The sequence below is a fragment of the Streptosporangium lutulentum genome, assembly GCF_030811455.1.
In the GTDB taxonomy this organism is placed as follows: Bacteria; Actinomycetota; Actinomycetes; order Streptosporangiales; family Streptosporangiaceae; genus Streptosporangium; species Streptosporangium lutulentum.
On record NZ_JAUSQU010000001.1, the window covers coordinates 4481009 to 4507425 of the forward strand.

Below are 26417 nucleotides of genomic sequence, written 5' to 3' on the forward strand. Positions count from 1 at the left end.
CAGTGCGGTCTTGAAGGCGTGCGGCCCGTTCGTACCGTCTGAAACGGTACGAACGGGCCGCAATATCTGAAACGGCGAGGTGCCCGAGCGCGGTTCCGCACTCCACGCGGACGCGTATGACGCCCACTACCACTGCGGCGGGGGACGAGGAAGCCTGCGCGGTATTACGCCAGCCCCAAACTGCCAAAAATCCTCGCATTAAATCCCATGGAGGCTCCTCGGGATTCACGGATCCACGCTTTCGGGAGCTGCCTGACCAGCGTTTTTCCGGCTCCGGCGAGCCTTGGTCGGCCGCTTCCCGACGCCCGGCCGCAACTGGCCAAAAATATGTAAATTCTTGAATTCACCGAAGTCTTCGAGACACCCTCGACATAGCTCCAGGTTATTGGATATCTGTCCGTTTCTTCGGTTCTCGCCTGGCTGACCCATATCCGACTCCGGAACTTCGTTCGCGTAATGACAAATTTAATGATTTAGCTATACGATCGCCGTTCGTGGTTGGAGTTGATCTTTCAGGAACCCGGTTGGCCAACGACCTGTTCTTTGTCATGCATGACAACGCGACCGGCCGGATGAGGCTTCATGCGCGCCTGACCGGTCTGGGGCTGGCCGCCGCAATCCTGGGAGAACTGATGCTCGCCGGGCGGATAACCGTGGAATTGGCGGCGGGGCGGACACGGCTCGTCGTTCTCGACGCGGCGCCGCCCGGAGACACGCTCACCAGAGCCGCCCTGGACCACATCGTCGCCGAACCCTCGCATCGCTTCCGTACCTGGTTGCAGTTCCTCGCCCGTACGGCACTCGCCGACGTGGCGGCCCGGATGACCGCCGGCGGGCTGCTGCGCCCGCCCGGCAGCCGCCCGTCGCGGAAGCAGGTGCCGGTCGACGTGAACATCGCGGCGTGGCCCGGGGGACGCGTCAACCTGGCGATCCAACGCCGTGAGCCACTCAGTGTCCAGGACAGCGTCCTGCTGGGGCTGCTCGTCGCGACCGGTGGCAACCGGCTCGTCCTGTGGGAGCAGAACCCGAGATACCTCTCCGATTCGACCACCGCCCTTCCGGCGCCGCTCCAGGAACTGATCGCCCAGACCGAGGCTGCCATAGGTGACTCCGTCATCAGCCGCCGGTGAACCCACCCCCCATTTCAAGGATCCCCATGTCCGTGACAGAACGAAGGGCCAGCGCCGTTTCCGCCGCGCTCGCCCAGGACCGCCTCGGTGTGCCGTCGGTGGTGTTCTTCGTCATCTCGGCGGCGGCGCCGCTGACCGTCATCGGTGGCTCGGTGACCGCCGCCTACGCCGCGACCGGCGTGACCGGCGTGCCGCTCGCCTTCATCCTGCTGGGAGCCATCCTGGGCCTGTTCGCCGTCGGCTACGTGACGATGGCCCGTTACGTCGTCAACGCCGGGGCGTTCTACGCGTACACCGCGAAAGGGCTCGGCAGGCCGGTGGGTGTGGCGACCGCGTGGGTCGCGTTGCTGGCCTACAACGCACTCCAGGTGGGTCTCTACGGCATGATCGGTGCGGCCGCCCAGCCGCTGATCGCCGACTGGTTCGGCGGCTCTCCGCCCTGGTGGGTCATCGGGCTGGTCGCCTGGGCGCTGACCGGGGTGCTCGGCCTCATGCGGGTCGACGTGAACGGGAAGGTCCTGTCGGTCCTGCTGCTGACGGAGATAGCCGTCGTCATCGTGTTCGACATCGCGGACCTGATCAACCCGGCGGCCTCGGGCTACAGCCTCGACGTCTTCGACCCGTCGAACCTCTTCGTCCCCGGGATCGGTGCGGTGGTCGCGATCTGCATCGCGTCCTTCGCGGGCTTCGAGTCGTCGGTGGTGTTCTCCGAGGAGACCAAGGACCCGAAGCGCACGGTACCGATCGCGACCTACGTCGCACTCGCCGTCATCTCCGGGCTCTACGCCGTGTCGTCCTGGGCGATGACCGTTCCGATCGGCTCGGACAAGATCGTCGAGGCCTCGCGCGAGCAGAGTTCGGCCCTCCTGTTCAACCTGGCCGGGCAGCACCTGGGGGCGACCATCGCCACCATCGGCTCCCTCCTCTTCGTGACGAGCCTCTTCGCCGCGCTGATCGCCTTCCACAACACGATCTCCCGCTACGTCTTCGCCCTCGGCAGGGAGAGGGTGCTGCCCGAGACCTTCGGTCGTACTTCCCCCCGGACCGGTGCCCCGGTCAACGGCTCGGTGGCGCAGAGTGTCATCGGGCTGGTCGTGATCGTCATATACGCGGTCTTCGGCCTGGATCCGGTCGTCCAGCTGTTCTTCACCGTCGGATCGTTCGGTGGCCTGGGACTGCTCATGATGCTGGCGGCCACCTCGATCTCCGTGCTGGTCTTCTTCGCCAAGAATCCCAGCGAGGAGAACGCCTGGCGGACCAGGATCGCCCCGGGTATCTCCTCGGTCCTGCTGATCGTGGTCATCGTGCTCGTCATGGCCAACTTCGACACCGTACTCGGTGTGGCCTCCGACTCCCCGCTGCGCTGGATCATGCCCGCCGTCTACTTCGTCGCCGTGGGGCTCGGCATCATTTGGGGACTCGCCCTGCGGGCCAACCGGCCGAAGGTGTACGCGAACATCGGGCGGGGCGCCCAGGCGGCCGTGGGAGGGACCGAATGACAGAGATCATTCGCATTCAGAACGCTCCCGGAGCCGCCGAGGCCGTCGGCGCGATCATCGCCACCTCCTTTCACGAGCAGGAGATCTCGGCCTGGATGATCCCGCCGGACGACGATCGCCGCCGGGTGATGCCCCCCTTCTTCTCCATGATCACCGAGAGCGCCCTCGTCCACGGCGAGGTCCACGCGACGGCCGACATGTCCGCCGTGGCCGTATGGTTCCGCAAGGGCGCCGAGCCGCTTCCCGAGATCCCCGACCGGGACGTCCGGGTGGAGGCGTTCGCCGGTCCCCACGCGGAGCGCATCGGGCAGATGGGCGAGGAGATGGACAAGCGCCATCCCCAAGACCCGCACCACTACCTGGCGTTCCTCGCCGTGCTCCCCGGGTACCAGGGACGGAAGACGGGGACCCGGCTGCTCGAGGAGTACCACCGCGGGCTCGACGAGGCGGGCATACCCGCGTACCTGGAGGCCAGCAGCACCCGCAGCCGCAGGCTCTACCTGCGCCACGGCTATCAGGACCTCGGCGACCCGATGTTCATGCCCGGCGGCCCGCCGATGTTCCCCATGTGGCGCCCGCCGAACCCCTGATCCGAATGCCGACCCCCGCCCCCGGCCCATCGTGGGCCGGGAGCGGGGGCGATTCCGGCCCCGTTGTTCTCAAGACACTGAGGCGGAATACGCCATCGTGCTCGATCACCACTACACCGTGCTGTCCGAGAGGTTCACATGTGAGACAGCTCGGGCGGCGTCCGTCGGCGCCCTTGGACATGGTCGACTGCCCGGCAGCTACGAGGAGTTGGTAGCAGCGAGGTAGGCCGCGTTCAGTCGCTCGCGAACGCTCGGTGATCGCGCTGGGGATTCGGAGCCAAGGTGCGAGCGGCGAAGCTCGTCCATGAACTCTTGCCAGAGCGCGGGGCCGCCTTGTTCGAGCAGCTCGGCGCGAACGCGCAGCGCGCGGCTCGTGGGCCGGTGGCGAAGCCCCCAGCTGCCGAGCTGCGCGAACACGGGTACGAGTTGGATCGCGGGTTCGGTCAGGCTGTAGCGCGCCCGCTGGCCGGCTCGCGTGTCCTCCCGGGTGAGCAATCCGAACTCGACGAGTCGCTTGAGCCGGTCGGCGAGAATATTCGAAGCGATCCCCTCTTCTGAGCCGGCCTGCAGTTCTCGAAAATAGCGGCGGTCTCCGAAGACGATGTCGCGGAGGACGAGCAGGCTCCAGCGATCGCCGAACACCTCGATGGTGGCGTTGATCGGGCACCCCGACCGCGGCTCATACACTTCGCCCATAGTGCTTGCAATCTACCACCACCAGGCATTACGGTCTCGACAAGCGGTTGCAAACCACAAGCGGAAGGAGCCACCCGTGCTGAGGCAGGTCGCGGAGGGCGTGCTGATCCACGAGAGCGAGTTCTGCCAGAGCAACGCCGTTGTCGTGCACGGCCGGGCCGGCGTGTTGCTCATCGACCCCGGGGTGCAGGACCACGAAATGGCCTGCCTTGCAAACGACCTGTCCGATTCGGGCCAGACCGTTGTGGCAGGCTTCTCGACGCATCCGGATTGGGATCACCTACTCTGGCACGCCCAGCTCGGCGTGGCCCCTCGTTACGGCACGGCCCGCTGCGCGGCCACTGTCCGGGATCAGCTGTCCGACCCGGGTGCGAAGGCCGACATCGCCGCCCACCTGCTCGGGACGGAAATCGCCGGGCAGGTCCCGCTGGACCTACTCGGCCTCATCACCGCCCTGCCCGCCGAGACGGCGCAGATTCCATGGGATGGCCCTCAAGTCCGGATCATCGAGCATCAAGCTCATGCACCGGGCCATGCGGCGCTGTTCATCGAAGAACGCGGGGTTCTCGTCGCCGGCGACATGCTCTCTGATGTCTTGATTCCGATGCTCGACCTGAACGGCACCGCTGACCCGATCGAGGACTACCTCGCAGCGCTGCGGCTGCTGGAGGGCGTGGCGGGCGACGTCGATGTCCTCGTCCCCGGCCACGGGTCAGTCGGCGGAGCTGATCAGGTACACGCACGGATCGAGCGGGATCGCGCGTACGTGCTCGCCTTGCGTGAGGGCCATGTTCCCGGTGACCCGCGGATCGGCCCATCGGCCAAGCCCGGCTGGGAGTGGGTAAGCGATGTGCACGACGGGCAAGCCCAGCGCCTCGCCCGAAGAAGCGAGCGCGACGGGACGCCCGGCTAGCGATCCGCTTGCGGGACTGGCCTGCACGTTCGTCCTGCCAACTTCTTGACTCAAGACAGTGAGCTCTTTTCAACCTGACGACCCTGGTCGCGACGGGTTCAGGAAGAGCGGTGGCGGCTGAGAGGAGGCTCCCGATAAGACAGCAGCCGACCAAGCTGCCCCAAACGGGAGCCCCGTGCTGTCTTACCGTGCCTCGATTCGCTGTCCAACCACACCCTGACCGCCTAGCCGAACTCAGCCGACCCCCATAAGCCGGCTGGTGTGGGCCTCGCCCGCACTGCCGGGCACCGTTCACGACGTAACCGCCGCTCGGACGGTCGGCCTGATCGACGCCTTGACCAGTGCCGGCGTGAAGACCTTCGAGGATCAGGGCTATCAAGGCGCGGGCGGCACGATCCGCACGCCGTTCAAGCGGCATCGCCACCGTCCATGGTTGTCGCGCGGACAGCAGGACGTCAACCGCGCCCACGCCCGCATCCGAGCCGTCCGGTGTTCCTCGGCGGTGCCGAAGCAATGGACCGGATCTTTACGTGACCAGAGCGATAGTCACTCACTCAGTCACTCAGAATGCAGAAAGGGTGCCTCCTTTCGGGTGACACCCTTGCCGACCGGTGAAAGCCTGGTCGGGACGACAGGATTTGAACTTGTGACCCCACGAACGCCCTCCTCGGACGGATGAGCGTGGCCCGCGCCGAAGTCTCCGGATTCCCAAGCCGATCAGCCACACCCGCACGGCCGGAACAGAAACCGCCGGCAACATCCCCATGCTGAGAGGTGCGATAGGTCGACGCCGCCTGAAAAGTGACCCTGTGTCGTCGGCTGGGTTCTAGTGCTTGTCGCAACGGATCTGCTCGGCGACGGGGTCGGCCTGCGCGGGCAGCGGCCGGGCCCTTGGTGGGCCCGGCCGTGTTTCCGACGGTCATACGGCGACGTCGTGGTGGGCGGGCGGGGTGCCGGCAGCGACCATTCCAGCGGTGACGGGAGAGGGCTTAAAGCCTCTGACGATCAGATAGACGCCCAGCGAGAACTCCCACAGCGCGATCGGAAGGGCGGCAAGCGCCGACGGCGCGGACACCTGCCCCCAGAGGTCGAACAATGTGGCGGCGACGGAAGCGACAAGCAGGGGCGCCCCGATGAATCCGAGCAGGGGAAGAACCCGCGGCACCAGGCGCGACCTGTACATCAGGGAGCCCAGCAACAGGGCGTTCAGGGCCGGAAGGAAGCCTTGTCCGAGGAGGAACGTCCAGTCACGCAGGGCGACCAGCGCCTGGCCGGTGACCAGCGCGTCCGCTCCGGCTCCGGCCTGCCGCAAGGTAACGATCGACAGGAGTGGTACGACGCCGGCGAATATGGTGGCGGCTTCCAGGACTCGCACGCCGACGAAGCCCAGCGCGACCCCTTCGTTCTGCCTCTTGAGCACCGGGTACAGCACCACCGCGGTGCCGATGCAGGCGAGGGCCACGATCATCTCCAGAACGCCGCCGAAGAAGACGGCGGTGTCCGGGCCGGGGCCGACGATGTAGTTCGGAGCGAGCACCGGACCGTAGAGGGCGAGGGTCGGGATCGAGACGAAGGTGACCAGGTAGAGCACGCCTGCGGCGAGCGCGGTCTTCCTCAGTGAGTCCATCGGAACTCGTTTTGTTGCCGTGGTCCGGTCGGTGCTGGTCATGTCGTTCTCCTTGCGTGGATTGGTGAGCACCTACCGAGGTGCGACGGTGGGTACGTCGGGCCGGCCGGGGTCGACCTGGGTGACCGAGACCAGCGGCAGGCCTACGTCGCGCACTTTTTGGAGCAGGCCGTACAGCGCGGCCTGGTCGAGGACCGGGCCGGAAATGACGGTTGTGCCGTTGCTCGCGTTGGTGAGGCTCATGCCGTCGAACCAGGCGGCCCACCGGGCATCGAGGTGCCCCCTGAGACGGATTTCGTACCGTCCGGCCTCGGGATGGCCGCCGGTCGTTGTTTCGCTCATCGTGCTCCTGTGCTGTCGCCTTCCTGGATGGACCTCAGCCGGCGTCACGGACGTCGTTGATGTGATCGGAAGGTAGAAGGGAATGTGATGAGGAGGCATCACCACATGTGGTGATTGATGTGGTGATCTGGCCGAACGGGACGCGGTGAGGGGCACGGGCCGCGAACGGCGACGCGCCGAGGTCAGCGGTCGCGGGTCCGAGCCGTCAGGTCGAGCTCCACCGCCCGGCGGACCGCTGCCCGGCGGTTGTTCACGCCGAGCTTGGCGTAGATGTTCTTGGTGTGAGTCCGTACGGTGTTCAGGGACACCATGAGCTCGCGAGCGATGCCCGGGCCGTTCAGGTCGGTTACGAGCAGCCGGAGCACGTCCAGTTCACGCTCGCTCAGTGGCTCGATCAAGCCCTGTTTGACGGGCGTGCCGTCCTCGGTCTTGTCAAGGACTGCCCGGAGCCGGCGGACATGGCTCGGGGCGATCCCCTGTTTCGCGACCGCTCTCAGCAGGGAGGCCATAGGGGGTCCCTCATCCGCGAAGATTCGAACGTAGCCCTCCGGCTCGGACAGCGTCAGCGCACACCGCAGTGACGCAAGCGCAGCGGGGATGTCACCTCGCCTCTGGTGGGCAAGCGCCTGCAACACCAGGATCTCGATGACGCTTCCCGTCCGCTCCCCCGCTTCCGCCGCTCGCAGGAGGCGCTCCAAGAGCCGGGTCGCATCGTGGATGGAGCGCTCCGCACGCTCTGCCGTGTGCTGGGCCAAGAGCACCCTGACGAAGGTGATGTGCTCGAACTCGCGCAGGTAGCTGAGGTCGTCCTCAACGGACAGACCTCGCTCACGCGCCCAGCCGAGCGCCTCACCCACCTCTCCCCGCGCGACCCGCACCCGTGCCCTCAGGGCCGGGACCGGCCGCACATTGGGGAACAGGTCACTCACATACCGGCGCTCCGCCTCGTTGAGCAGGTCGAGTGCGCCGTCCAGATCTCCTTCGGCCTCCCGTACCCGAGCCATCGCGACCCGCCAGCGATACCGGTTCTGCGGCAGCCCGATGTGCTCGCCCAACTCCTGGCTCCGCAGCAAATGCCACGTGGCGGCACGCAGGTCGTCGCGCTCGCGGTGAAGCTCGCTCATCCCCACGTGCATGTCCGCCGTTCCCCGCAGAACCGATCCGCCCTGCTCGGGTGCGAGCCGCAATGCCTGCTCGTAGGTGCGCATCGCCTCGCCCAGACGACCTTGCGCAATCCGGATGTCCGCCAGCGCGATCGCGCACCCGAAGGTGTCGGCGACGTATCCGGCCCGCCGCAGCCCCGCCACGCATTCGGCATACGCCGAGTGCCCTGCCTTGAGATCCCCGCTCGTCCAGGATGCGAGCCCCAACAGCCCCGCCGCCGCCGCACGGCAGAGGTGGTCCTCCTCGGGAGAGAGATCGAGCGCCCGCCGGGCGTGTCCCACGGTGTCGAGCACATCGCCCCGCGACAGGGCCTGCGCGGCACGATACAGCTCGATCATCCCCGGGAGGCGGCGAAATTCCTCGTCGCCGACGACCATCTCCGCCGACGGGGCTGGGGATCCCTTACCGATGCCTGTCGTTGCGTCCAGCCACCGCTCGGCGTCCCGCAGCCGCCCCTCGACGCCCTCGAACTCGCCGCAGGCCAGCAACACCCCCGCGTACCCAACGCTGAGCACGGGCCTGACGCGGACCAACGCGTCGGGAAGCATCGTGAGCCAGCCACGCGCCGCGGCCTCCTGCCTGCTCATACGCATGGCCGGAATCACTCGCTCGACCAGGTCGGCCGCCCGCTCGAAATCCTCGGCGGCCAGCGCGTGGCGGATCGCCTCGGACGGCTCGCCGTTCTGCTCGTACCACGCGCTCGCCCGCCGGTGCAGGCCGGAGACGTCGCCGGGCCGCTCCTGCCGCAGGTGAGCCTGGAGAACGTCCGCGAAGAGCTGGTGATAGCGATACCACCGGCGGCGGTCATCAAGCGGGATCAGGAACAGGTTCCCTCGCTCCAGCCCCGCCAGCTTCACCGTGCCACCGTCCTGACCGGTGACGGCCTCACACAGCGGGCCGCACAGCCGGTCCAGGATGGAGGTCTGCAGCAGGAAGTGCCGGACGGGTTCGGGCAGGCGTCGCAGGACCTCCTCGGCCAGGTAGTCGACGATGTACCGGTCATCCCCGGCGAAGCCCGCGATGAACGCGGTGATGTCGTCTCGCCCCCGCATCGAGAGCGCCGCCAGCTGAAGCGCGGCGATCCACCCCTCCGTACGCCCCTCCAGCGCTGCGACATCCCGTGCCGTCAGCACCAATCCCATCACCCCGTTGAGATACGCCGCGGCCTCCTCGGGTGTGAAGCGCAGGTCGGCGGCACGGATCTCGACGAGCTCGCCACGCCCTCGTAAGCGCGCCAGCGGCAGCGCCGGGTCGGCCCGGCCGGAGATCACCAGGTGTATCCGCGGGGGTAGATACTCCAGCAGGAAGGTCATCCCGTCCTGGACGTCGCGTGCGTCGAGGACGTGGTAGTCGTCGAGCACCAGCACGACATCGTCCGGCATGGCGTGGAGGTCGTTGAGCAAAGTGGTGAGGACCGCTTCGATCGGCGACCGGGACGATTGCAGAAGCGAGAGCGCATCCGCACCGACCCCGGGCGCCGCCGTCTTCAGCGCGGTGATCAGATACGTCCAGAACAACGCGGGATCGTTGTCGCGCCGGTCGAGCGAGAGCCACGCCGCGGACCGTCCCTCGGCGGGAGCGGCCGCCAGCCACTCCACCAGCAACGTCGTCTTACCGAATCCGGCCGGAGCCGACACGAGCGTCAGCGCCGACTCCGCCCCGCGGCTCAGCCGTTCGCTCAGCCTCGGACGCGCTACCTGACCGCGTCGCCGCCCAGGTATGTGGAGCTTGGTCTCGAGCAATGGGCTTGCCACGACCACCTCCCCTCAGGGGGCAGTTTTCACGTGCTGTCGGCCGGAACTCGTTTCAGGCGATCCAACCATTGGGACATGAAAACTCATCGTGTCACAATCCGGCAGCGCGGGAACGGCTGATGTACCCCGGCTTTCGTGAGGTCGCTTTAGTTGACGTGCATGCCTATGCCCCCTTCAGGAGAAGTCGGCATGTCGAGGCGCTGCACCCCCACCGGACCGTTTGGCCGCCCGTCACGTCCTCGCGTCTTCGGCGCGAGCCTCGGCTGGGACGGGCTTTCCTGCCCTGGGGAGCCAAGGGCGTCCCCAGGGCAGGGCCGCCCGTCACGGCGCCACCGCCACCTCCCCGTTCGTCCGGCGAAGGAACTCGACGGCCCGCTCGGCCCAGCCGGTCACATCGTCCGCATTCGTGGAGATGTGGAGCTGGGAGCCCGGGATCACCTCGGCGAGGCGGCGCGCCGTTTCCACCGGATGGCTGGGGTCGGTGTCCCAGGTGAGGATCAGCGTCGGAACACGCAGGGCGGCGAGCGCCTCGGGCGCGGGCAGGTCCGAGGACGCCGCGCCGGCCAGGACGTGCGGCAGGAGCGCGGGCGATACATCGGGATCGCCCGAATAGGCGGTGCCTTCGAGGGCGGCCGGGACCGGCCCGTTCCGGAGCGCTGTCACCAGTGCGCCGGGGTCCGCAGCAGCGAGCTCCGCCATCCGGCGGTACTGCCCGGCTTGCGCGGCCCGCCTTTCCCAGGCGGTGGGAGGCGTGGTGAGGACAAGGCGGGAGAAGCGGTGCGGCGCCAGAAGCACCGCGTGCAGCACGGTCGCGGTCCCCATCGACGCTCCGATGACGCCGATCGGCCGATCGGGAGAGAAGTGATCGGCGATCGCCAGCATGTCGCGCGCGAGGTTTGTCCATCGGTAGTCCTCTTCGCGCGGCGAGCCGGTACTGCGGCCGTGCCCCCTCGCGTCGTAGGCGATCAGGCGGCTGCGTGAGGCGACCGGGCGGTAGTCCACCAAGCCGCGGGCAGCGTCCGCCGCACGGCTGGAGGTGAGCCCGTGGGCGTAGAGGACCACGTCGCCTTCGCCTTCCGCCGTGTAGGCGAGGCCGGCGCCTGGGACGGGCACCGAACCGTCGGTCGGACCGCCGTGTTTCCGTCCGTCGGGATCCGCCGTGCGCTCGGCGTGCCGGTCGGAGCGGCTCATGATCCGCTCGGCTTTCCCTGCGCGAGGCGCGCGACGTGGTCCCACTGCTCCAGCCCGGCGAGCCGGCCGGAGTACTCGGTGCGCAGAGCCCCCAGGCCGCCGGTCCCGAACAGGACCCGTATGGGCGGCTCGGGCGTTTCCACGAGCGCGAGGAGGGCCTCGGCCGTCGCCGCGGGATCGCCCGGCGTGAGGCCGCCGGCTCCTGCCCCCGCGTACAGTGCCTGCCGGGCATGGGCGTATGCCGGGTCCTGCCGGGCCTGCGGGGATGCGGCCGTCAGACCGGTGGGGAACATGACCGGCTCGATCAAGGTGACGTGGATGCCGTACGCGGCCACTTCGGTCGCGAGTGACTCGCTCATCGCCTCCAGGGCCCACTTGGAGGCCTGGTAGATGCCGAGCGCCGGATAGGCGACCAGGCCCCCGAGTGAGGAGACCTGCAGGATCCGGCCCGCACGGCGCTCTCGCATCCCGGGCAGCACGGCCCGAGTGGCCCACAGCGCACCGAAGTAGTTGACGTCCATCTGGGCCCGAGCCTGTTCCTCCTCGACCTCTTCGACGGCACCGATCAGCATGTGACCCGCGTTGTTGACCAGCACGTCGATTCCGCCGAACGTCACCTCAGCGCTCCGCACGGCGTCGCGAACGGCCGCGGAGTCGCGGACGTCGAGTTGCAGGGGCAGGAAGCGGTCTCCGTAACGCTCGGACAGCGACGCCAGCGCCGCCTTGTCACGGGCGGTCGCCGCGAGCCGGTCACCGCGGGCGAGGATCGCCTCGGCCCAGTGTGCGCCCAGCCCGCGGGACGCTCCGGTGAGAAACCAGGTCCGGGAAGTCGTTGCCCTGCTCATGAGGATCTTCTCCATCGTCGTCCGACCGGGCGGCTCCCGGTCCGGTGACCAGCGTTTCGCCGATCGGAGTCGTCAGGCAGAGTCGCCTTACCCAGGGATCGGCGGTCTCTGGCTGCCGGTCCGGCTGTGATGCAGACTCGAAGGGTGGACACCAAGCAGTTGGCGGATTTCCTGCGGGTGCGCAGGGAGGCGCTCGACCCCGGGGACGTCGGCCTCCCCGGCACGGGGCGTCGGCGCACTCCCGGGCTGCGCCGTGAGGAGGTCGCGCGCCTGGCCGACATCTCCACGGACTACTACACCCGTCTGGAGCAGGATCGTGCGCCGCAGCCGTCGCCGGGCGTGCTGCGGGCGATCACCAGGGCACTGCGCCTGACCTTGGACGAGCGCGATCATCTCTTCCGGCTGGCCGGGCACCGACCGCCGGACCGCAGACGGTCCGACGAACATGTCGCGCCGAGCCTGCTCGGTGTGCTGGACCGCCTTTCCGATGTACCGGCTCAGGTGATGACCGATCTCGGTGTCACCCTGGTCCAGAACGACCTGGCACGGGCCGTCTTCGGCGATCTCACCCGGCTGCGCGGTGCCGCGGGCACGGTGGTGTACCGGTGGTTTACCGATCCCCGCGCCCGGGCCGGGTATCCGGTTCAGGATCACGCGACGGAGTCCCGGGCGCTCGTCGCCGACTTGCGGGCCGCAGCCGTCCGCCGCGACGACGCGCAGGCGAAGGACCTGGTCAAACGGCTGCTACGGGCGAGTCCCGAGTTCGAGGCCCTGTGGCGTCTGCATTCGGTGGGAGTGATGCGCAGCAGACGCAAGCGGATCCAGCATCCCGAGGTGGGCCTGCTGGAACTCGACTGCCAGGTGCTCGTCGACGAGGAGCGCACACAGATCCTCGCCCTGTTCTCGCCGGCGGCGGGCACACCGACGGCGGAGCGTCTCGCACTTCTCGGTTCCCTGGGACCGCTCGCCGCCCAGCGATCTTCTCGGTGAGCCCGTCCGCCGGAAAACCGTCCGTGCCGCGGCGGACAGCGGCCGACTACCGGTGCCGGCACCGGTAGGTGCCTGAACGGCAACACCTTGGACGGCAACGATCGTTCTACTCGAAGCGGGACGGGTCTCCGGCGCCTCGGCGGAGGATCTCGGGTTCGGCCTGCGAGAAGTCAATGACCGTCGTCGGTACGGCGCCGCACTCACCGACGTCGATCACCGCGTCCACCACGTGGTCGAGTCTTTCCTTGACCTCCCAGCCTTGTGTCATGGGTTCGGTCTCGTCGGGCAAGAGCAGGGTGCTCGACAGCAGCGGTTCGCCGAGTTCGGCGAGCAACGCCTGCACGACGACGTGATCGGGGATCCGAACACCGACGGTCTTCTTTCTGGGGTGCAGCAACCGGCGCGGCACCTCCTTCGTCGCCGGCAGGATGAATGTGTAGCTGCCAGGAGTCGCCGCCTTGATCGAGCGGAACAGCGCGTTGCTGACGTGGACGAACTGGCCGAGCTGAGCGAAATCCCTGCACACCAGAGTGAAGTGGTGGCCACTGTCGAGACGGCGGATCTCCCTGATCCGGTTGATGCCCTCCTGATTGCCCAATCGGCACCCAAGTGCGAAGCACGAGTCCGTCGGGTACGCGATCAGCCCGTCCGCACGGACAAGGTCTGCCACCTGACGGAGGGCCCGAGGTTGCGGGTTGTCCAGATGCACGTCGAAGTACTTTGCCATGCATGGGAGCTTAGAAGCGGATGCTCTTCGCCACGATCCCCGGGGCTACGCGGTTCATCCAAAACAGCCACCGAGCGGCAGACTCGCCGCCTCGCGCAGGGCCAGACGCGCGATGGCCAGCGCGTCGACGGGGTCGGAGTCGCCGTGCTCGCGGCCACCGCGCCGTTCGCCGGCCATCATCTTGGGGTGCTGGAGCGGCAACTCGGCAACGAGAAGGTGCGGTTCGACCCGAGTGATCGGGTCTTCCTGGCGGCGCTGTCGCACCGGGTGCCGTTGGATGTGCTACGTAAGCTGCGGCTACTGGTTCGTCCGGACACCGTGCTGCGTTGGCACCGCGACCTGGTCGCACGCCGCCATGCAGCCGGGTCCCGGCCGAAGCGCCCGGGCCAGCCGAGGGCGGCCGTCGACGCCCTCCTGGCCGATGCCGGAGTGCAGGTGGTCAAGACCGGTATCCGGGTACCTCGGATGAACTCGATCATGGAGCGCTGGATCCAGACCTGCCGACGCGGGTTGCTGGACCGCATCTTGATCTGGAACCAGCGCCACCTTCTACACGCGCTGTGCGAGTTCGAGACGTTCTACAACGAACACCGACCGCATCGGACTCTTGGACAGGCGGCCCCGTGCCGTCTGCTCCCCGATCCGATCAGCGACCAAGCCCTGATCACGCGACTCGACATCCGCCGAAATGATCGACTCGGCGGTGTCCTCAGGGAGTACCAGCATGCGGCTTGACCTGGACGGATGGTTAATCGGCACCCGCACGATACGCTCACGCCGAGCTGGCTGGATTGCTTCGCGGTCGTGAAACACGTCACCCGTCGCGTCCATGTCCTGGGTCTCACCGCTAACCCGACCGCTGTTTGGGTCGTCCAGCAGGCCCGGAATCTGATGCTCAACCCAGGCGACCGTGCAGGTGACTACAGCGGGCGGGTGCCGAGAGCTTGGAAGGCCTTCACAAGGGCGTGAACGGCGCCACGCCGGTCGGTGCGCCGGCGTGCGACGTGGAAGATCACCGGGGCGGCGCCGGTCAGCGTCACCGCCCGCAAGCCAGAACCCAGCAACGGAGCCATCTCCGCGAAGGTGGTTATCACGGCCGTGCTCTCAGTGGTCTGGCGCAGGACGTGGGTGTGGCTCCCCGCTTCGATCTCGACCAGGCGCGCCTCGCGGCGTGGGCGCACATCTTCGAGCCAGAACTGGTTCATCCACTCGTCGGCGGCGGCCGGATTGTACAGGATGGGGTACTCGCTGAAGTCCTCCACGTGCATCGTTTCAGCGTCGGCGAGGGGATGCCGGGCGGCGACCACACCGATACGCGCACTGGTCATGGCCAAGGGGAAGGAGTCCACATCGAGATGTCGCACGGACGCCATGGTCCACAGGACGTCTACCTGACGCTCGAGCAGACAGCGGGTGAGCGCGGGAAGGGCAATGGCCTGGCGCACCAGCCGGGCCTCGGGGAAGCCGAGGCGGACCTCTCGCGCGATGCCGGTCATGTCGGCGTGGCTCAGGAGTACGCCGACGCCGGCGGGGACACCGACCCGCAGCGTGCAGCGGGCGGGGGTAGTCCGGGCACTGTCACGGGCGGCGCCGGCCTGAGCGATCAAGGGTTCGGCGGCGATCGCGAACCGCCGGCCCGCGGAGGTCACGGCAAACACACCTGCCGGGCCCCGCTCGACGAGGACGACGCCGAGTTGTCCTTCCAGACGTTGGATGCGCTTGGTCAACGCCGATGAGGTCAGATGCAGCCGCCCGGCCGCCCGCCCATAGTGCCGCTCCTGTAAGAGCACCAAGAAGTCGGCGACCAACCCGAGATCCAGATCCATGCGCACCCCTGCGTGGCGAATGAGCCGGGCGACCGATCCAAGATGCCAGGTCAGGGACATCAATCAGTGGTCGCTGCTTTAATTCTCCGGCAGTTGTCAAGACCTGATTCCTCATTGGAACGAAGGGAGTGTCACGTTCCAATGAGGCGCGTAGAACAAAGTCACCAGTACGACAATCCAGGCCCGCCCACGTGCAGGGTCGCCATATTCGCAAGCTCCGCTCCTTGTCGAATCACTAAGGAGACATCATGCCGAGACGGCGAGCATTGGAGATCGTCTCATTTGGTGAGGCGGCGGTAGCGGATGAGGGCGGCTGTGATGCCAACAAAAGACAGGAGGTGGCCGGCGCGTCGTTCGTAGCGGCGATGCAGGCGGCGGTAGCCGGCGAGCCAAGGCACGGTTCGCTCGACCACCCAACGGTGACGGCCCAACCGCAGGCTGGACTCGATGCCGCGCCGGGCGATCCGGAAAGTGATCCCGCGTCCACGCAGGAAAGTGCGCAGGAAAGTGCGCAGGTGAGCATAGTCGTAGGCTTTCTCGCCGTACGGTTTTCCGGGCCGTCGTCGTGGCCCGCGCCGGGAGCGGATCGGCGGGATCCCGCGTACCCAGATCTCCAAAGCAAGACTGTCCTGCCTGTTGGCCCGGAAATCGCGACAGCTATCGGCAGACCACCCCGCTTGACGATCATATGGATCTTCGAGCCTTTCTTGCCGCGATCGACAGGATTCGGGCCGGTCAGCTCCCCTCTTTGACCGCGCGCAGGCTCACGGAGTCGACCGCGCATCGCGATCAGTCCACCTCCCTACGAGCGCCGAGCTCGACCCACACATCATGATTACCCGGACATGAAGGGCGGCCATCATGCCAGTTGAGCGCCACCGCCTGCACCTTCCCGTCTCTCGAAGAGAGCCCCGGCTGTTCCTCTGGTGCCTCGGGGGATTCCGGATCGAGTTCGACGGAGTCGAGGTGGACACGAGCTCGGTGCGGCCGCGTTCCCGTGCGCTGCTGCGCCTGCTCACAAGCCGGACGGGTCAGCCGACGCACCGCGAAACGCCCATCGACGCCTTGTGGCCCACCACCCCGATCGGCCCTGGACTGCACAGCCTGCACGTGGCGGCGTCCAGCCTGCGAGGTTTCCTGCGCGAGAGGACCGGTCTTGAACTGATCCACCGGGTGGGCGACATGTACGCGCTGCGCCTGCCCGCTGACGCGGGCTGCGACCTCACGCTGTTCCAGACGTCGCTGCGGATGGCCGATCAGCGCCGGCGCACCGAGGACCGCACCGGGCTGATCTCGACTCTGCGAGCGGCGGCCGAAAGCTACGGCGGGGACCTGCTCCCGGGTCCGGCCGATGGCCGAAGGCGCCGGTCGGCCCGTCACCCGGAGCGGCGCGCTCATCGTCTCGCCCCAGGCACTGTCCCACCGCTGCACCGGCACCGCGACCGAGAGGTCGCCGTGCCCCCGACCGGTACAAGCGCAACACCACCCGTTGCAACCGCACCCGGACGTTCCGGACATGTGTCGCAGCACCATCCTGCGTTCCGCAGATTCCCCCTCTGATCGCCGAAAGGACTCATCCCATGAGATCACGCTCTGTGCCCACCGTAGCGGCGCTGGCGCTGGTGACCTTCCTGGCACTCCCCGCTGACGCCAGCACCGGCGCGTTCGCCCCCGCCGGCACGTGCGCGCTCGCCTACAACAATGAACTCAGTTACACCGCCGAGCCCGGCGTGGCCAACGAGCTCACCGTCATCAAGGCCGGGCAGTTCATCCATTTGGAAGACGAAGCTGGACCGATCAACGGCTGCAACGCTCACCCCAACATCGTCGGGAAGGTCTCCACCAACACGACTGTCGTGAAAATCAGGATCGTTCTTGGCGATGAGGACGACATCGTCACGGTGACGGCCCCCGGTGTACCCACGATCATCTTCGGCGGCGACGGGAACGACGAACTGGCGGCCGCCGACGGCAAGAACGACCTGCGCGGCGGCAATGGCGACGACGAACTCCGCGGCTCCGGCGGCCCCGATCGGCTCCGCGGCGACGCAGGCGACGACCAGTTACGCGGCCATACGGGCGACGACGTACTGAACGGCGGGGCCGGTGAGGACGAACTGCGCGGCGACGCAGGAGCGGACGAGCTCACTGGCGGACAGGGCATCGACGACCTGCGCGGCGGACCCGACAACGACGAACTGAACGGCAGCGGAGGCGACGACGAACTGGACGGCGGAGCTGGGGACGACGCTCTCAACGGAGGGCCCGGAGACGACGAACTCACCGGCGGCCCCGACGCGGACGACTGCAAAGGCGGCGCGGGCGCGGACACCACGAGCGCCTGCGAGTGACGGGCGTCGCCGCCGACTACCGTGACTGACGCCGAACCTGCGATAACGGCGCATGAGGGCATAAAGGAGCTCCCGTGTGAGCAGATTGCCACGCAGTATCTCGAATCTCCGGACTTCAACGGAGTGGCCGCCGCACAGCTCATGGATGTGGCGGGGAAGTTCTCTATAGACCCTGAGGTAGTGCTCGCTGAGCTCGTCGCTGATGGCGCGGTCTACGCCAACTTCGGACATGAGATAGTGAATCGCCCCGGGTTTCGTGGAGTCGGTTTAGTTGATTTACAGACCTATGCCCCTTTCAGGGGAAGTTGGCATGTTGAGGCGCTGCACCACCAGCTGGATCGTTTGGCCGTCCATCAGGTCCTCGTATAGAGGAGCACGGTGACCCTCAACGGTGCTGTCGAGCCGCAGGCGCTGAGCCAACTCTGGGACCGAAAATGGCCCGAGTGTCCTCCGTTCGCCCATTGGCTTCCCGATCACTACCCGGACCGCTGGGCCAGGTTTCACAGCCTGCCGGGGTCGAAGCGCTACCCAGACAGCGAGGCGGAATACGCCATCGTGCTCGATCGCCACTACACCGTGCTGTCCGAACTCAATCCCGGCTCACATCTTCTGATCATTACCACCGAGTGGACGGACACTCCGAAGACCACACCACAACGATGGCCGAGGCGATCAGAGGTCGCACCGACCTCGCGGCACTGGCGGACCCTCATAGAAGAGCCCGACGAGGAGCCCGACTTTCGCAGCTATACACAGCTATACGCCGAGGCACGACCGTGGCAGCCGGGCACCATCGACATCCTGTTACGTGCGGTGGCCGACGACGAAATCAGCGGCGTGCTCCTCGGGCCGCCGAATCTCGGCTGGCTATATCACCCCTACGACGGCGGCGCCGACGTAATTGTGTCCACGCGGGCCGAACGTGACGAGCTCAAAGCACGACACCACACCTGGCTGTCCGACCACCCGGCCGGCCTCTGAGGACACCGCGCCGACCGGGTAACGGCGCCATCCAGCTTGACCACCGGTCAAGCATCGATACGCGTCCCATCCAGGCTCGATCTTGGTCCCTAAAACGCAGAAAGGGTGCCTCCCTTTCGAGAGACACCCTTGCCGACCAGTGAAAACCTGGTCGGGACGACAGGATTTGAACCTGCGACCCCTTGACCCCCAGTCAAGTGCGCTACCAAGCTGCGCTACGTCCCGGTTTGTCTTGCTTGCCCTGTGCCCTACCGGGCTGGACGTCACTAACCTTAGCGCAGATCGGAGGGACCTGTGCACACCACAACGTCCGTCGAAACGTGCGATCAGGCGAAGGATTGAGGAAACGTGGGCCGTAAAGCACTGATCGACCACGAGGAGCTGCGGCGACTGGCCGGGCAGGGATTGCCGAACGCGGAACTCGCCGCGCGGTTCGGGGTGAGCGAGTCCGGGATCTTGCAGGCGAAACGGGCCGCGGGGCTCTCCAAGGCGATGCTCGACCACTCCCGGGCGATCCCGTGGAAGCTGAACCGCTCTCACAACCAGTCCGGTCCCGCGACGAACCTGCGCAATCTGTCATCTGTCGCGCAAGGACGCCCGATCCCCACCGAGAAGCTCAACACGGCGCTGCGCTGGGCCGGGCGGCTGGTCTCCGGCGGACTGGACATCGCCTACGAGCCCGAGCGAGGGTTCTTCGAGATTCCCGCCCCCTCCGGGGGATCGCTCGTCGAAACGGTTCTGGCCGAGGCGCGGAGAGCCCTGGAGCCCGCCCAAGACTGAGCCGGGACCGGCACGCGGGGATCACGGCGACACGAGACGTACGGATGACAGAGCGCGACAGGACACAACAGAGCGTGACAGGGCGCGAGATGTACGGACAAGCCCAGACATGGAGCCCCGAACGCCAGGTAAAGAAGAATCTAAAAAAGCATTTGTTCCTTGATAACGACCGATAAAAACCACATGCGGAGTGCCTAGCGAAAAATCACAGATGCGAGTAAGCGGTTTCGAGCCTTGCCCCTGGGGCAGCCGCACGGGAACAACCGCTTACACAACCGGAGGCAGACATGTCCACCGTGATCTGGGTGGTCGTCGTCGTGGCCGCGGTGGTGGCGATCCTCGCAGTCGGCTATTTCGTACTGCAGCAACAACGCCGGCACCGACTTCGCGACCGATTCGGCCCTGAGTACGAACGTACCGTGCAGGAGCGCGACACCCGGCGAGAAGCCGAGCAGGAGCTCGCCGCGCGCGAGCAGCGCGTCAACTCGCTCGACATCCGCCCGCTCGACTCCGAAACGCGTGAGGCCTACGGCAGGAAGTGGATGGAGGTCCAGGAGCGTTTCGTGGACGCCCCGGGCTTCGCGGTGACCGAAGCCGACCACCTCGTGACCTCCGTGATGGCCGAGCGGGGTTACCCGACCGAGGACTTCGAACAGCGGCTCTCCGACCTGTCGGTCGCGCACGGCCGCACCCTCGGCCACTATCGGCAGGCCCACGAGATCAGCAGCCGAGCCGCCCACCAGGAGGCTTCCACCGAGGAGCTCAGGCAGGCCATGGTGCACTACCGCGCCCTGTTCGAGGAGCTGCTCGCGACCTCCGGAGGTGCCGTCAACGGTGATCATTCACCCCGGCACACCGACCCCGATCACGCTGGACCCGCGCGCCGGGAACCCATCAACGACGACGAGCCGACCGCCCGCCGTGACGCCCAAGGACGGTGACCACATGAACGATCGAGTCGAACGAGACAATGACCGTCTTCTTCACAAGGACGAAGACGACCTGAACGTGCCCTCGCAGCGAGCCGATGTGACTCCTGGGTTCGAGGAGCAGCGCCGCGACGACGCGCTCCTGAACCAGCCGAACGACCTGGGCGACGACCGGTATGAGGGCCGCCCGGCTGACAGCCTCGTGGCCGGCCCCGTAGACGACCCCCGTCCCGGGCACGACGCCCCGGGCAGGCTGGACGACGACCTGAACGACAGGCCCGGCGACGTGCTCGACCGGGAGTCCCCCGTGACCGGCGCCGCACGTCACGACGACGTGCTGGACGACGACGCGACGACGGTCGTCTCCGATCCGCCCGGCGACAGGTTTGACCAGGACGTGACCGTGGTCGAGCCCGGCCGGCCCGAAGCGGCGCACGCCGCGGACCACTCCCTCGCGAGCACTCCCCTGTTGGATCAGGATCCGGATGAGATACGGCGGCGCTGGCAGGAGGTTCAGGCCGGTTTCGTGGACGATCCGCGTGACTCGGTGGAGCGGGCCGACTCCCTGCTCGACGAGATCACGACCTCGCTGCGGACCGCGCTGGAGAGCCGGACCGCCGAGCTCCAGGGCCGCTGGAAGAACGGCGACCAGAACGACACCGAACAACTCCGTAACGCCCTGCGTGACTACCGGGCGATGCTGGAGCAGCTCCTGACCACTTCCACTGGAACGAGGTGACCTGTGCTCGCAATCGCCGCCGCAGTCGTATTCGGCCTCGGCCTTCTGCTTGACCTGATCGGCACCAGCATCGCCGGCATCGGCGGCACGACCTTCCTGCTCCTCGGTCTGCTCCTCCTCGCGCTGCACCAGGCCGGGATCGGTTCGGCCGGCACCGCGCGAAGCGGGAGCTGGCGCCGCGCCCGGCGCTGATCAACCCCCGTCGAGGACACATCAGGAACAAGAGGGCATATCAGGAACAACCTGTATGACCACGAAAAGGAGCGCCGTCCCCACGGACGGCGCTCCTTTTGTATTCGGCCCGGAAAAACCCGTTCAGATCTTGAAGGACATGGTGATGGACGTGCCCGCCGTACCCGTCTCGAACGTGATGTCGGAACTCACCATCCGAGCCACCCACAGGCCCATGCCGCTGGTCGCGTAGGGAGCGGGCGGCGTCTCGCCGGGGATCGCACCGGGATCCCACCGGCCCTCGTCGTGGATCTCCACGACGAGGGCGCGCCCGACGGTCCACATCCGCAGCAGGGCCTTGGCACTGGGATGGCCGTGCGTGACCGCGTTGGTGGCCACCTCGTTCACCGCGACCAGGAAGTCGGCCAGATCCTCCTCCGGCATCCCGCCGCGCACGGCCTGGGCGGCGGCGAAGTCGCGCACGTCAGGCAGGTCGGGGAGGAAGAAGGCAAGCTCGGCGACGGCGGTTCCGGCAAGAGAGGATCGAGAACGATCGGCGCTCGGCAAGTAGCGAGCCGGACGAACACCGTCCTCGTTCACCCGAAATCCGCCTCCCCCGGCCCGTCGCGCCGTTGTCCTCAACATCTAGGGATCATTTCAACGCACCCTATGTCACGTCGCAGTCACGTCGCATGGTCGCAGTCACGTCGTATCGTCTCGCATGGTCACACACGTCGTATCGTCGCCGACTGAGGTGCCCGATGGCGAGCGGTGTATTCAGCATTCGGCGACCAGTTCCTCGCGAAGCTGGTCGAGCACCTTCCGCAGGATACGAGAGACGTGCATCTGGGAGATACCGAACTCCGCCGCGATCTCGGCCTGGGTCAGGTTGCCGAAGAAGCGCAGGAGGAGGATGTTCTTCTCCCGGGTCGGCAGCTTGTCGATCAGCGGCTTGACCGCCTCACGGTCCACGAGCACGCCCAGCGCGTCGTCCTCGTCGGGGATGACGTCGCCCAGTGCCGCCGCGTCGTCGTCGGCGCCGAGCGGGGCGTCGAGCGAGAGGGCGCTGTAGGCGGCCGAGGCGTCGAGGGTGAGCAGGACGTCCTCTTCGGTGATGTTCATCTTCACGGCGAGTTCGGCGACCGTCGGGGCGCGGCCGAGATCCTGGCTGAGGTCGGCGACCAGCCGGTTCAGCTCGGCCCTGCGCTCCTGGTAGACGCGGGGGACGCGAATGGCCCAGGTACGGTCGCGGAAGTGCCGCTTGACCTCGCCGGTCATGGTGACCACGGCGTAACCGCGGAAGGCGTGCCCCAGGGTCGGGTCGAAGCCGTTGATGGCTTTCATGAGTCCGACGTAGGCGGCCTGGAGGAGGTCCTCCAGCGGCTCGCCACGGTAGCGATAGCGGCGGGCGATCTCCATGGCGAGGGGGCGGTGCATCTCGACGATGCGCTCACGCAGGCGCTCGGCGCGGTATTCGGAGATCTCAGGCAGAACCATCTCGGCGAGGAGGTCCTCGGCGGTCATGTCGGTGATTTCGAGTGCCTGAACAGACATTGCTGCTCCCTGGTATTACTGTCGGGCGAACCGACGCACGGAGCAACATCCGGGCAGACGGCATCGCCTCGACCACTTTTCGAGGCGAGGCCCTCTGCTGGACCTCTGATTCGAGTATTCCCCCGTTTCCTGGAGTATTACTCGTCCTCAGGTAACAGTAGGGTTGCTAATCGAACGGCGAGGAGGCCTTGAGTGACGGTGTCGGAGAACGGCGAGAGGTCGGCAGCCCTGACTCTGACGTCGGCGCGGGTCGGCGGGATCAACGTGATCCGGGTGAACGGCCTGCTGGACGCGACGACCAGGGATCAGTTCGCCGACTATCTGGCGGCGGAGACAGGCGAGCACGGCCCGGACATGGCCCTGGATCTGGGCGGAGTGACCTTCATGGACTCCCGCGCGCTGGGGCTCATCGTCCATCACTGGCAGCTCAGCACCAACGCCGACGCCAGGTTCGCCCTCATCGGGGTGGAGTACGCCAAGACCAAGGTGATGTGGATCACCGGCCTGGCCCAGCGTCTGCCCCTCTACGACACGATCGACGACGCCCTCGCCGCCTTCGGCTGACCGCCCACAGGACGCCGGACCGCCCCGCTCGGCCCATCTGGGCGTTCAGGCCCGGACCCGCCCGGACCCGCCCGGCTCGGCCCGTCCGGGCGCTCGGCCGGGCACCGGCCGGCGGGGAGACTCTCAGGCCTCTTTCTTCGCGCCCTGGTTGCGCTGGTGCTCGTCGACCAGCAGCCGGGCCAGGTCGGCCACCTTCACCTGGTGATGCTGGGAGATCCTGCGCAACTCGTCGAAGGCCGCCTCGGCCGAGCATCCGCTGGACTTCATGATGATGCCCTTGGCCTGGTCGATGATCGCCCGGCCGGCCAGTGCCTCCTGCATCTGGGCCGCGTCGGTGCGGACCTCGTCGTAGTCCCACAGGTTGGCCAGCGCCACGTTCACCTGCTCGGCCAGCATGTCGGCCAGTGGGGCGACGCTCCTGGCCGCGAAGACGCCGGGTCGCACGCCGTACAGGCCCAGGACCAGGACGGCCCGCTCGACGGTGATCGGAATGGCCAGGACCGAGCGGATGCCGCAGCGGACCGCCATGCCGACGTAGCCTGGCCAGCGGGGCTCGTGGAGCACATCCTGGACGATCACGTGGCGGCCGGTGACGCGGGCCTCGGCCGACGGGCCTTCGCCGAGTTCACCCTCACTGTTGACGAGCATGATGAGTTCGCTGTGCGAGGCTGAGACGACCATCCGCTCCTCGCGCCAGAGCTCGGCGGAACCACCGGCACAACCGGGTACACCGCCCGCAAGCGTGACGGTGAGCCCGCGCAGCACGCTCTCGCTCGAGGTTTCCTCGCTGACCCTGCCAAGGGCCGCGAGATCACGGGCAAGAACGGGAGTGACCATATCCATCTCGCGAGATCCCTTCCCGGTTTCGCTAGCTTAATCACTATCTGACCGCACATCGATTTGACCCACGGGGTGGCGTACCGTCTACGACGGGACCCGCCCCATCCCGGCCGCCGACGAGGACGAGCATTGACCGACAGCATTGGCCTTCAGTCCCTGGAACAAGCGCTGACCGCGCTCACCACCAGGGTCTCCTCCCTGCGCGAGGCCAAATCCGCCTACCCCGCAGACCCCCGATCCACACTTGACGCGGCGCTCGCCGAGCTTGACACCGCCCGCGAGCTGCTGGAGGCGTCCCTGCGCGAGTTGCGCAAGGCGCCGAAACGGTCCGGCGAGCGGGAGAGCGGGTCACAGCGGGAGCTCAAACTACTACGGCAGGTGTTCCGCACCTTCCCGGTTCCCGTCGTGGTGCTGGACGGTTCGGGGGTGGTCCGGCGGATCAGCGCTGAAACCTCCCAGATGCTGGGCAGCCCGGCGGGCTATCTGATCGGCCGTTCTTTCCCGCTGTTCGTCGACGTCTCCCGGCGGGCGGCGTTCCGCTCGCACCTGACAGCGGTCCAGCAGGGCGGCCAGACCGCGACGTTCCAGACCAGGCTGGCCCATCAGGGCCGCGCGCACACGGTCCAGCTGGCCATCACCCGGCTGACGATGCCGGGTGAGCCGCAGGAGATGATCGCGATCATGATCCTCCCGCTGGAGGCTCAGGTCCAGGGGACGTCCCCCGGACCGGTCGACCGGTCGGACGCCTCGCTGGTCCTCGCCGCCGCGCGGCGGCAGGAGCTGCTGTCCAGGATGACCCGCCTGCTGCTCGACGAGGAGAGCCTGCGCCAGCCGGTGACCGTCACCAGGGCCGCGCGACTGCTGGCCGCCGAGTCCGCCGACTGGGTGATCGCCGACGTGATCCGCGACGACGTGCCCAGGCGGGCCTGCGCGCTCGGCCCGAGCGACAAGCCGGTGACCCAGCTGGTCCGCCTGATCGAGGGAATGAACCCGCTGACCGCCCCGGCCATCGCCCACGTGCTGACCGGCGGTTCGGGCGTGGTGCACGAGATGCTGGAGGAGGACACGTTGCTCGGCGAGGTGCCCGGCGGGCCGCCGCTGCTGCGTGTCATGGGTGCGGCCTCGGTGCTGATCGTGCCGATCGGCGGCGAGAGCGACGTCCTGGGCGCCCTCACGCTGGTACGGCTGCGCGACCGCGAGCCGTTCTCCCTCGCCGACCTGGGCGTGATGGAGGAGATCGGCATCCATCTCGGGCTCGCCCTGCGCGCCCGGCGCAGCTTCCAGACCCGGTCCCAGGCCGCCGACGCGCTACGCACCAGCGTGGTGCCCCGGAGCCTGCCGAACATTCCCGGGTTCGAGGCGGCGGCGATCTACCACGCGGGCTCCAGCCCCGTCGGCGCCGAGTTCTACGACGTCTTCCCCGTCCAGGACGGCTGGGGCTTCGCCCTCGGGGGCGCCGCGGGCAAGGGCGAGGAGGCCGCGTCGGTCAGCGCCATGGTGCGCAACGGGCTGCGCGTGCTCAGCGTCTGGGAGTCCGATCCGGGTGAGACGCTGCGCAAGCTGAACCAGGCGCTGATCGCCCAGCGCAACGGCATGTTCGTGATGGCCGTGGCGGGCTTCGTACGGTCACGCAAGATCAGGCTGGCCAGTGCGGGACACCATCCCGCCGCGCTGCTGCAGCCCGACGGCGGGGTACGGTTCACCGCCGGGGGCGGCGTGCCGCTGGGCATCGCGCCCGAGGCCGAGATGTTCGACGAGGAGCTCACCCTGACCTCCGGCCAGACGCTGGTCTTCTACTCCGACGGGCTCGTGGCCTCGCAGAACGAGCTGGGCGAGTCATACGGTGAGAGCCGGTTGGCCGACGTGCTGGCGCGGTGTGTGACGCAGTCTCCGGCCGCGGTCGTCAAGACCCTGGAGGAGGACCGGCACGAGTTCTCCGGCGGACGGGTGTGGGACGAGATCGTGATACTCGCCCTCCGCGTCGTGTGAATCGGCGTGACGTGGCGGTCCCGCCGGGCTCCGGGTGATCGTCGGCCTGGCCGCCGGGTCCGAGGTCGCCGGAGTCCTCACACGTCCGCCGGCTGATCAAGATGATCGGCCGGGACACGACGCCCGGCCCGCGCCGGGCGAGAACGACCTGATCCGGCCCCGATCCCGCCGCTCACCGGTTTCCTCCCTGGGGAACCGCGGCGGGCCCGGCGAAGGGATTCGGAT

The 26417-nt window shown here is 67.6% G+C and carries 27 protein-coding genes, 1 tRNA gene and 2 pseudogenes; 17 read left to right on the forward strand and 13 right to left on the reverse strand.

Features of this window, described 5'->3' with window-relative positions:
- Positions 1–494 precede the first annotated feature (494 nt).
- From J2853_RS19980 to J2853_RS19990, 3 genes are read left to right on the forward strand one after another with little or no spacing between them, the layout of a single operon-like run.
- A complete protein-coding gene (locus J2853_RS19980) occupies positions 495–1130 on the forward strand; it encodes a GOLPH3/VPS74 family protein (RefSeq protein WP_307560102.1) in 636 nt (211 codons plus the stop codon).
- A 26-nt stretch (positions 1131–1156) separates the two neighbouring features.
- Positions 1157–2629 carry an APC family permease gene (locus J2853_RS19985; protein WP_307560104.1) on the forward strand — a complete coding sequence of 491 codons (1473 nt, stop codon included), beginning with the start codon at positions 1157–1159 and terminating at the stop codon, positions 2627–2629.
- Positions 2626–3219, forward strand: coding sequence for a GNAT family N-acetyltransferase (locus J2853_RS19990; protein WP_307560106.1), 594 nt, complete (start codon positions 2626–2628; stop codon positions 3217–3219). The genes J2853_RS19985 and J2853_RS19990 overlap by 4 nt, the downstream gene beginning before the upstream one ends.
- Positions 3220–3417: 198 nt before the next feature.
- On the opposite strand, the gene J2853_RS19995 is transcribed toward J2853_RS19990, so the two are convergent.
- The gene (locus J2853_RS19995; protein WP_307560108.1) at positions 3418–3906 is read right to left on the reverse strand and encodes a winged helix-turn-helix transcriptional regulator; all 489 of its coding nucleotides are present in this window, start codon (positions 3904–3906) and stop codon (positions 3418–3420) included.
- A gap of 85 nt (positions 3907–3991) precedes the next feature.
- Here J2853_RS19995 and J2853_RS20000 point away from each other — a divergent pair, with 85 nt between their 5' ends.
- Both J2853_RS20000 and J2853_RS20005 read left to right on the forward strand, forming a co-directional pair.
- Positions 3992–4828: an MBL fold metallo-hydrolase gene (locus tag J2853_RS20000; protein ID WP_307560110.1), complete on the forward strand. Its 837-nt coding sequence runs from the start codon at positions 3992–3994 to the stop codon at positions 4826–4828.
- A gap of 244 nt (positions 4829–5072) precedes the next feature.
- Positions 5073–5315, forward strand: a pseudogene (locus tag J2853_RS20005) (transposase family protein); the annotation flags it as partial.
- 432 nt (positions 5316–5747) lie between these two features.
- On the opposite strand, the gene J2853_RS20010 reads toward J2853_RS20005, so the two are convergent.
- The 5 genes from J2853_RS20010 to J2853_RS20030 form a co-directional block, all read right to left on the reverse strand.
- Entirely contained in the window at positions 5748–6497 is a 750-nt protein-coding gene (locus tag J2853_RS20010) for a DUF4386 domain-containing protein (RefSeq protein WP_307560112.1), read from the reverse strand.
- Positions 6498–6527: 30 nt separating this feature from the next.
- Positions 6528–6797 carry a DUF8691 family protein gene (locus tag J2853_RS20015; RefSeq protein WP_307560114.1) on the reverse strand — a complete coding sequence of 90 codons (270 nt, stop codon included), beginning with the start codon at positions 6795–6797 and terminating at the stop codon, positions 6528–6530.
- 182 nt (positions 6798–6979) lie between these two features.
- On the reverse strand, positions 6980–9715 hold the full coding sequence (locus J2853_RS20020; RefSeq protein ID WP_307560116.1) for a winged helix-turn-helix domain-containing protein: 2736 nt from the start codon (positions 9713–9715) through the stop codon (positions 6980–6982).
- Positions 9716–10036: 321 nt separating this feature from the next.
- Positions 10037–10906: an alpha/beta fold hydrolase gene (locus J2853_RS20025; protein ID WP_307560117.1), complete on the reverse strand. Its 870-nt coding sequence runs from the start codon at positions 10904–10906 to the stop codon at positions 10037–10039.
- Positions 10903–11751, reverse strand: a complete 849-nt coding sequence (locus J2853_RS20030; protein WP_307560119.1) for an SDR family NAD(P)-dependent oxidoreductase — start codon at positions 11749–11751, stop codon at positions 10903–10905. The genes J2853_RS20025 and J2853_RS20030 overlap by 4 nt, the downstream gene beginning before the upstream one ends.
- Before the next feature lie 144 nt (positions 11752–11895).
- Here J2853_RS20030 and J2853_RS20035 point away from each other — a divergent pair, with 144 nt between their 5' ends.
- Positions 11896–12741, forward strand: a complete 846-nt coding sequence (locus J2853_RS20035) for a helix-turn-helix domain-containing protein (RefSeq protein WP_307560121.1) — start codon at positions 11896–11898, stop codon at positions 12739–12741.
- Between the two features lie 106 nt (positions 12742–12847).
- Here the strand turns inward: J2853_RS20035 and J2853_RS20040 are convergent, their stop codons facing one another.
- A complete protein-coding gene (locus J2853_RS20040) occupies positions 12848–13468 on the reverse strand; it encodes an L-threonylcarbamoyladenylate synthase (protein WP_307560123.1) in 621 nt (206 codons plus the stop codon).
- Positions 13469–13612: 144 nt separating this feature from the next.
- On the opposite strand from J2853_RS20040, the gene J2853_RS20045 reads away from it, so the two are divergent.
- A complete protein-coding gene (locus tag J2853_RS20045; protein WP_307560125.1) occupies positions 13613–14203 on the forward strand; it encodes an integrase core domain-containing protein in 591 nt (196 codons plus the stop codon).
- A 185-nt stretch (positions 14204–14388) separates the two neighbouring features.
- On the opposite strand, the gene J2853_RS20050 is transcribed toward J2853_RS20045, so the two are convergent.
- Together J2853_RS20050 and J2853_RS20055 are read right to left on the reverse strand one after the other, a co-directional pair.
- Positions 14389–15294: a LysR family transcriptional regulator gene (locus J2853_RS20050; RefSeq protein WP_307560126.1), complete on the reverse strand. Its 906-nt coding sequence runs from the start codon at positions 15292–15294 to the stop codon at positions 14389–14391.
- Positions 15295–15572: 278 nt separating this feature from the next.
- Positions 15573–16083 (reverse strand): annotated as a pseudogene (locus J2853_RS20055) (transposase); the annotation flags it as partial.
- 72 nt (positions 16084–16155) lie between these two features.
- Here J2853_RS20055 and J2853_RS20060 point away from each other — a divergent pair.
- From J2853_RS20060 to J2853_RS20075, 4 genes are read left to right on the forward strand one after another with little or no spacing between them, the layout of a single operon-like run.
- Positions 16156–16854 (forward strand): AfsR/SARP family transcriptional regulator, encoded by a 699-nt coding sequence (locus J2853_RS20060; RefSeq protein WP_307560129.1) that lies wholly within the window; start codon positions 16156–16158, stop codon positions 16852–16854.
- A gap of 20 nt (positions 16855–16874) precedes the next feature.
- Positions 16875–17645 carry a calcium-binding protein gene (locus J2853_RS20065; protein ID WP_307560130.1) on the forward strand — a complete coding sequence of 257 codons (771 nt, stop codon included), beginning with the start codon at positions 16875–16877 and terminating at the stop codon, positions 17643–17645.
- A 21-nt stretch (positions 17646–17666) separates the two neighbouring features.
- Positions 17667–18014, forward strand: a complete 348-nt coding sequence (locus J2853_RS20070) for a hypothetical protein (RefSeq protein WP_307560132.1) — start codon at positions 17667–17669, stop codon at positions 18012–18014.
- Between the two features lie 9 nt (positions 18015–18023).
- Positions 18024–18626, forward strand: coding sequence for a DUF3885 domain-containing protein (locus J2853_RS20075; protein ID WP_307560134.1), 603 nt, complete (start codon positions 18024–18026; stop codon positions 18624–18626).
- A 148-nt stretch (positions 18627–18774) separates the two neighbouring features.
- On the opposite strand, the gene J2853_RS20080 is transcribed toward J2853_RS20075, so the two are convergent.
- Positions 18775–18851: transfer RNA gene (locus J2853_RS20080), tRNA-Pro, on the reverse strand.
- A 123-nt stretch (positions 18852–18974) separates the two neighbouring features.
- Here J2853_RS20080 and J2853_RS20085 point away from each other — a divergent pair.
- The 4 genes from J2853_RS20085 to J2853_RS20100 all read left to right on the forward strand — a co-directional run bounded on the left by J2853_RS20085 (position 18975) and on the right by J2853_RS20100 (position 21266).
- Positions 18975–19406, forward strand: a complete 432-nt coding sequence (locus J2853_RS20085) for a hypothetical protein (RefSeq protein WP_307560136.1) — start codon at positions 18975–18977, stop codon at positions 19404–19406.
- Positions 19407–19693: 287 nt separating this feature from the next.
- A complete protein-coding gene (locus tag J2853_RS20090) occupies positions 19694–20347 on the forward strand; it encodes a hypothetical protein (protein WP_307560137.1) in 654 nt (217 codons plus the stop codon).
- A 4-nt stretch (positions 20348–20351) separates the two neighbouring features.
- The gene (locus J2853_RS20095; RefSeq protein ID WP_307560139.1) at positions 20352–21074 is read left to right on the forward strand and encodes a hypothetical protein; all 723 of its coding nucleotides are present in this window, start codon (positions 20352–20354) and stop codon (positions 21072–21074) included.
- Between the two features lie 3 nt (positions 21075–21077).
- Entirely contained in the window at positions 21078–21266 is a 189-nt protein-coding gene (locus J2853_RS20100; protein WP_307560141.1) for a hypothetical protein, read from the forward strand.
- A 123-nt stretch (positions 21267–21389) separates the two neighbouring features.
- Here the strand turns inward: J2853_RS20100 and J2853_RS20105 are convergent, their stop codons facing one another.
- Both J2853_RS20105 and J2853_RS20110 read right to left on the reverse strand, forming a co-directional pair.
- Positions 21390–21890 carry an ATP-binding protein gene (locus J2853_RS20105; RefSeq protein ID WP_307560143.1) on the reverse strand — a complete coding sequence of 167 codons (501 nt, stop codon included), beginning with the start codon at positions 21888–21890 and terminating at the stop codon, positions 21390–21392.
- A 132-nt stretch (positions 21891–22022) separates the two neighbouring features.
- On the reverse strand, positions 22023–22799 hold the full coding sequence (locus J2853_RS20110; RefSeq protein WP_307560145.1) for a SigB/SigF/SigG family RNA polymerase sigma factor: 777 nt from the start codon (positions 22797–22799) through the stop codon (positions 22023–22025).
- Between the two features lie 192 nt (positions 22800–22991).
- Here J2853_RS20110 and J2853_RS20115 point away from each other — a divergent pair, with 192 nt between their 5' ends.
- On the forward strand, positions 22992–23363 hold the full coding sequence (locus tag J2853_RS20115) for an STAS domain-containing protein (protein WP_307560147.1): 372 nt from the start codon (positions 22992–22994) through the stop codon (positions 23361–23363).
- A gap of 123 nt (positions 23364–23486) precedes the next feature.
- Here J2853_RS20115 and J2853_RS20120 read toward each other — a convergent pair whose 3' ends face one another.
- Positions 23487–24206 (reverse strand): GAF and ANTAR domain-containing protein, encoded by a 720-nt coding sequence (locus J2853_RS20120; protein ID WP_307560149.1) that lies wholly within the window; start codon positions 24204–24206, stop codon positions 23487–23489.
- Positions 24207–24332: 126 nt separating this feature from the next.
- Here J2853_RS20120 and J2853_RS20125 point away from each other — a divergent pair, with 126 nt between their 5' ends.
- Positions 24333–26192: a SpoIIE family protein phosphatase gene (locus J2853_RS20125; protein WP_307560150.1), complete on the forward strand. Its 1860-nt coding sequence runs from the start codon at positions 24333–24335 to the stop codon at positions 26190–26192.
- Positions 26193–26417: the final 225 nt, after the last annotated feature.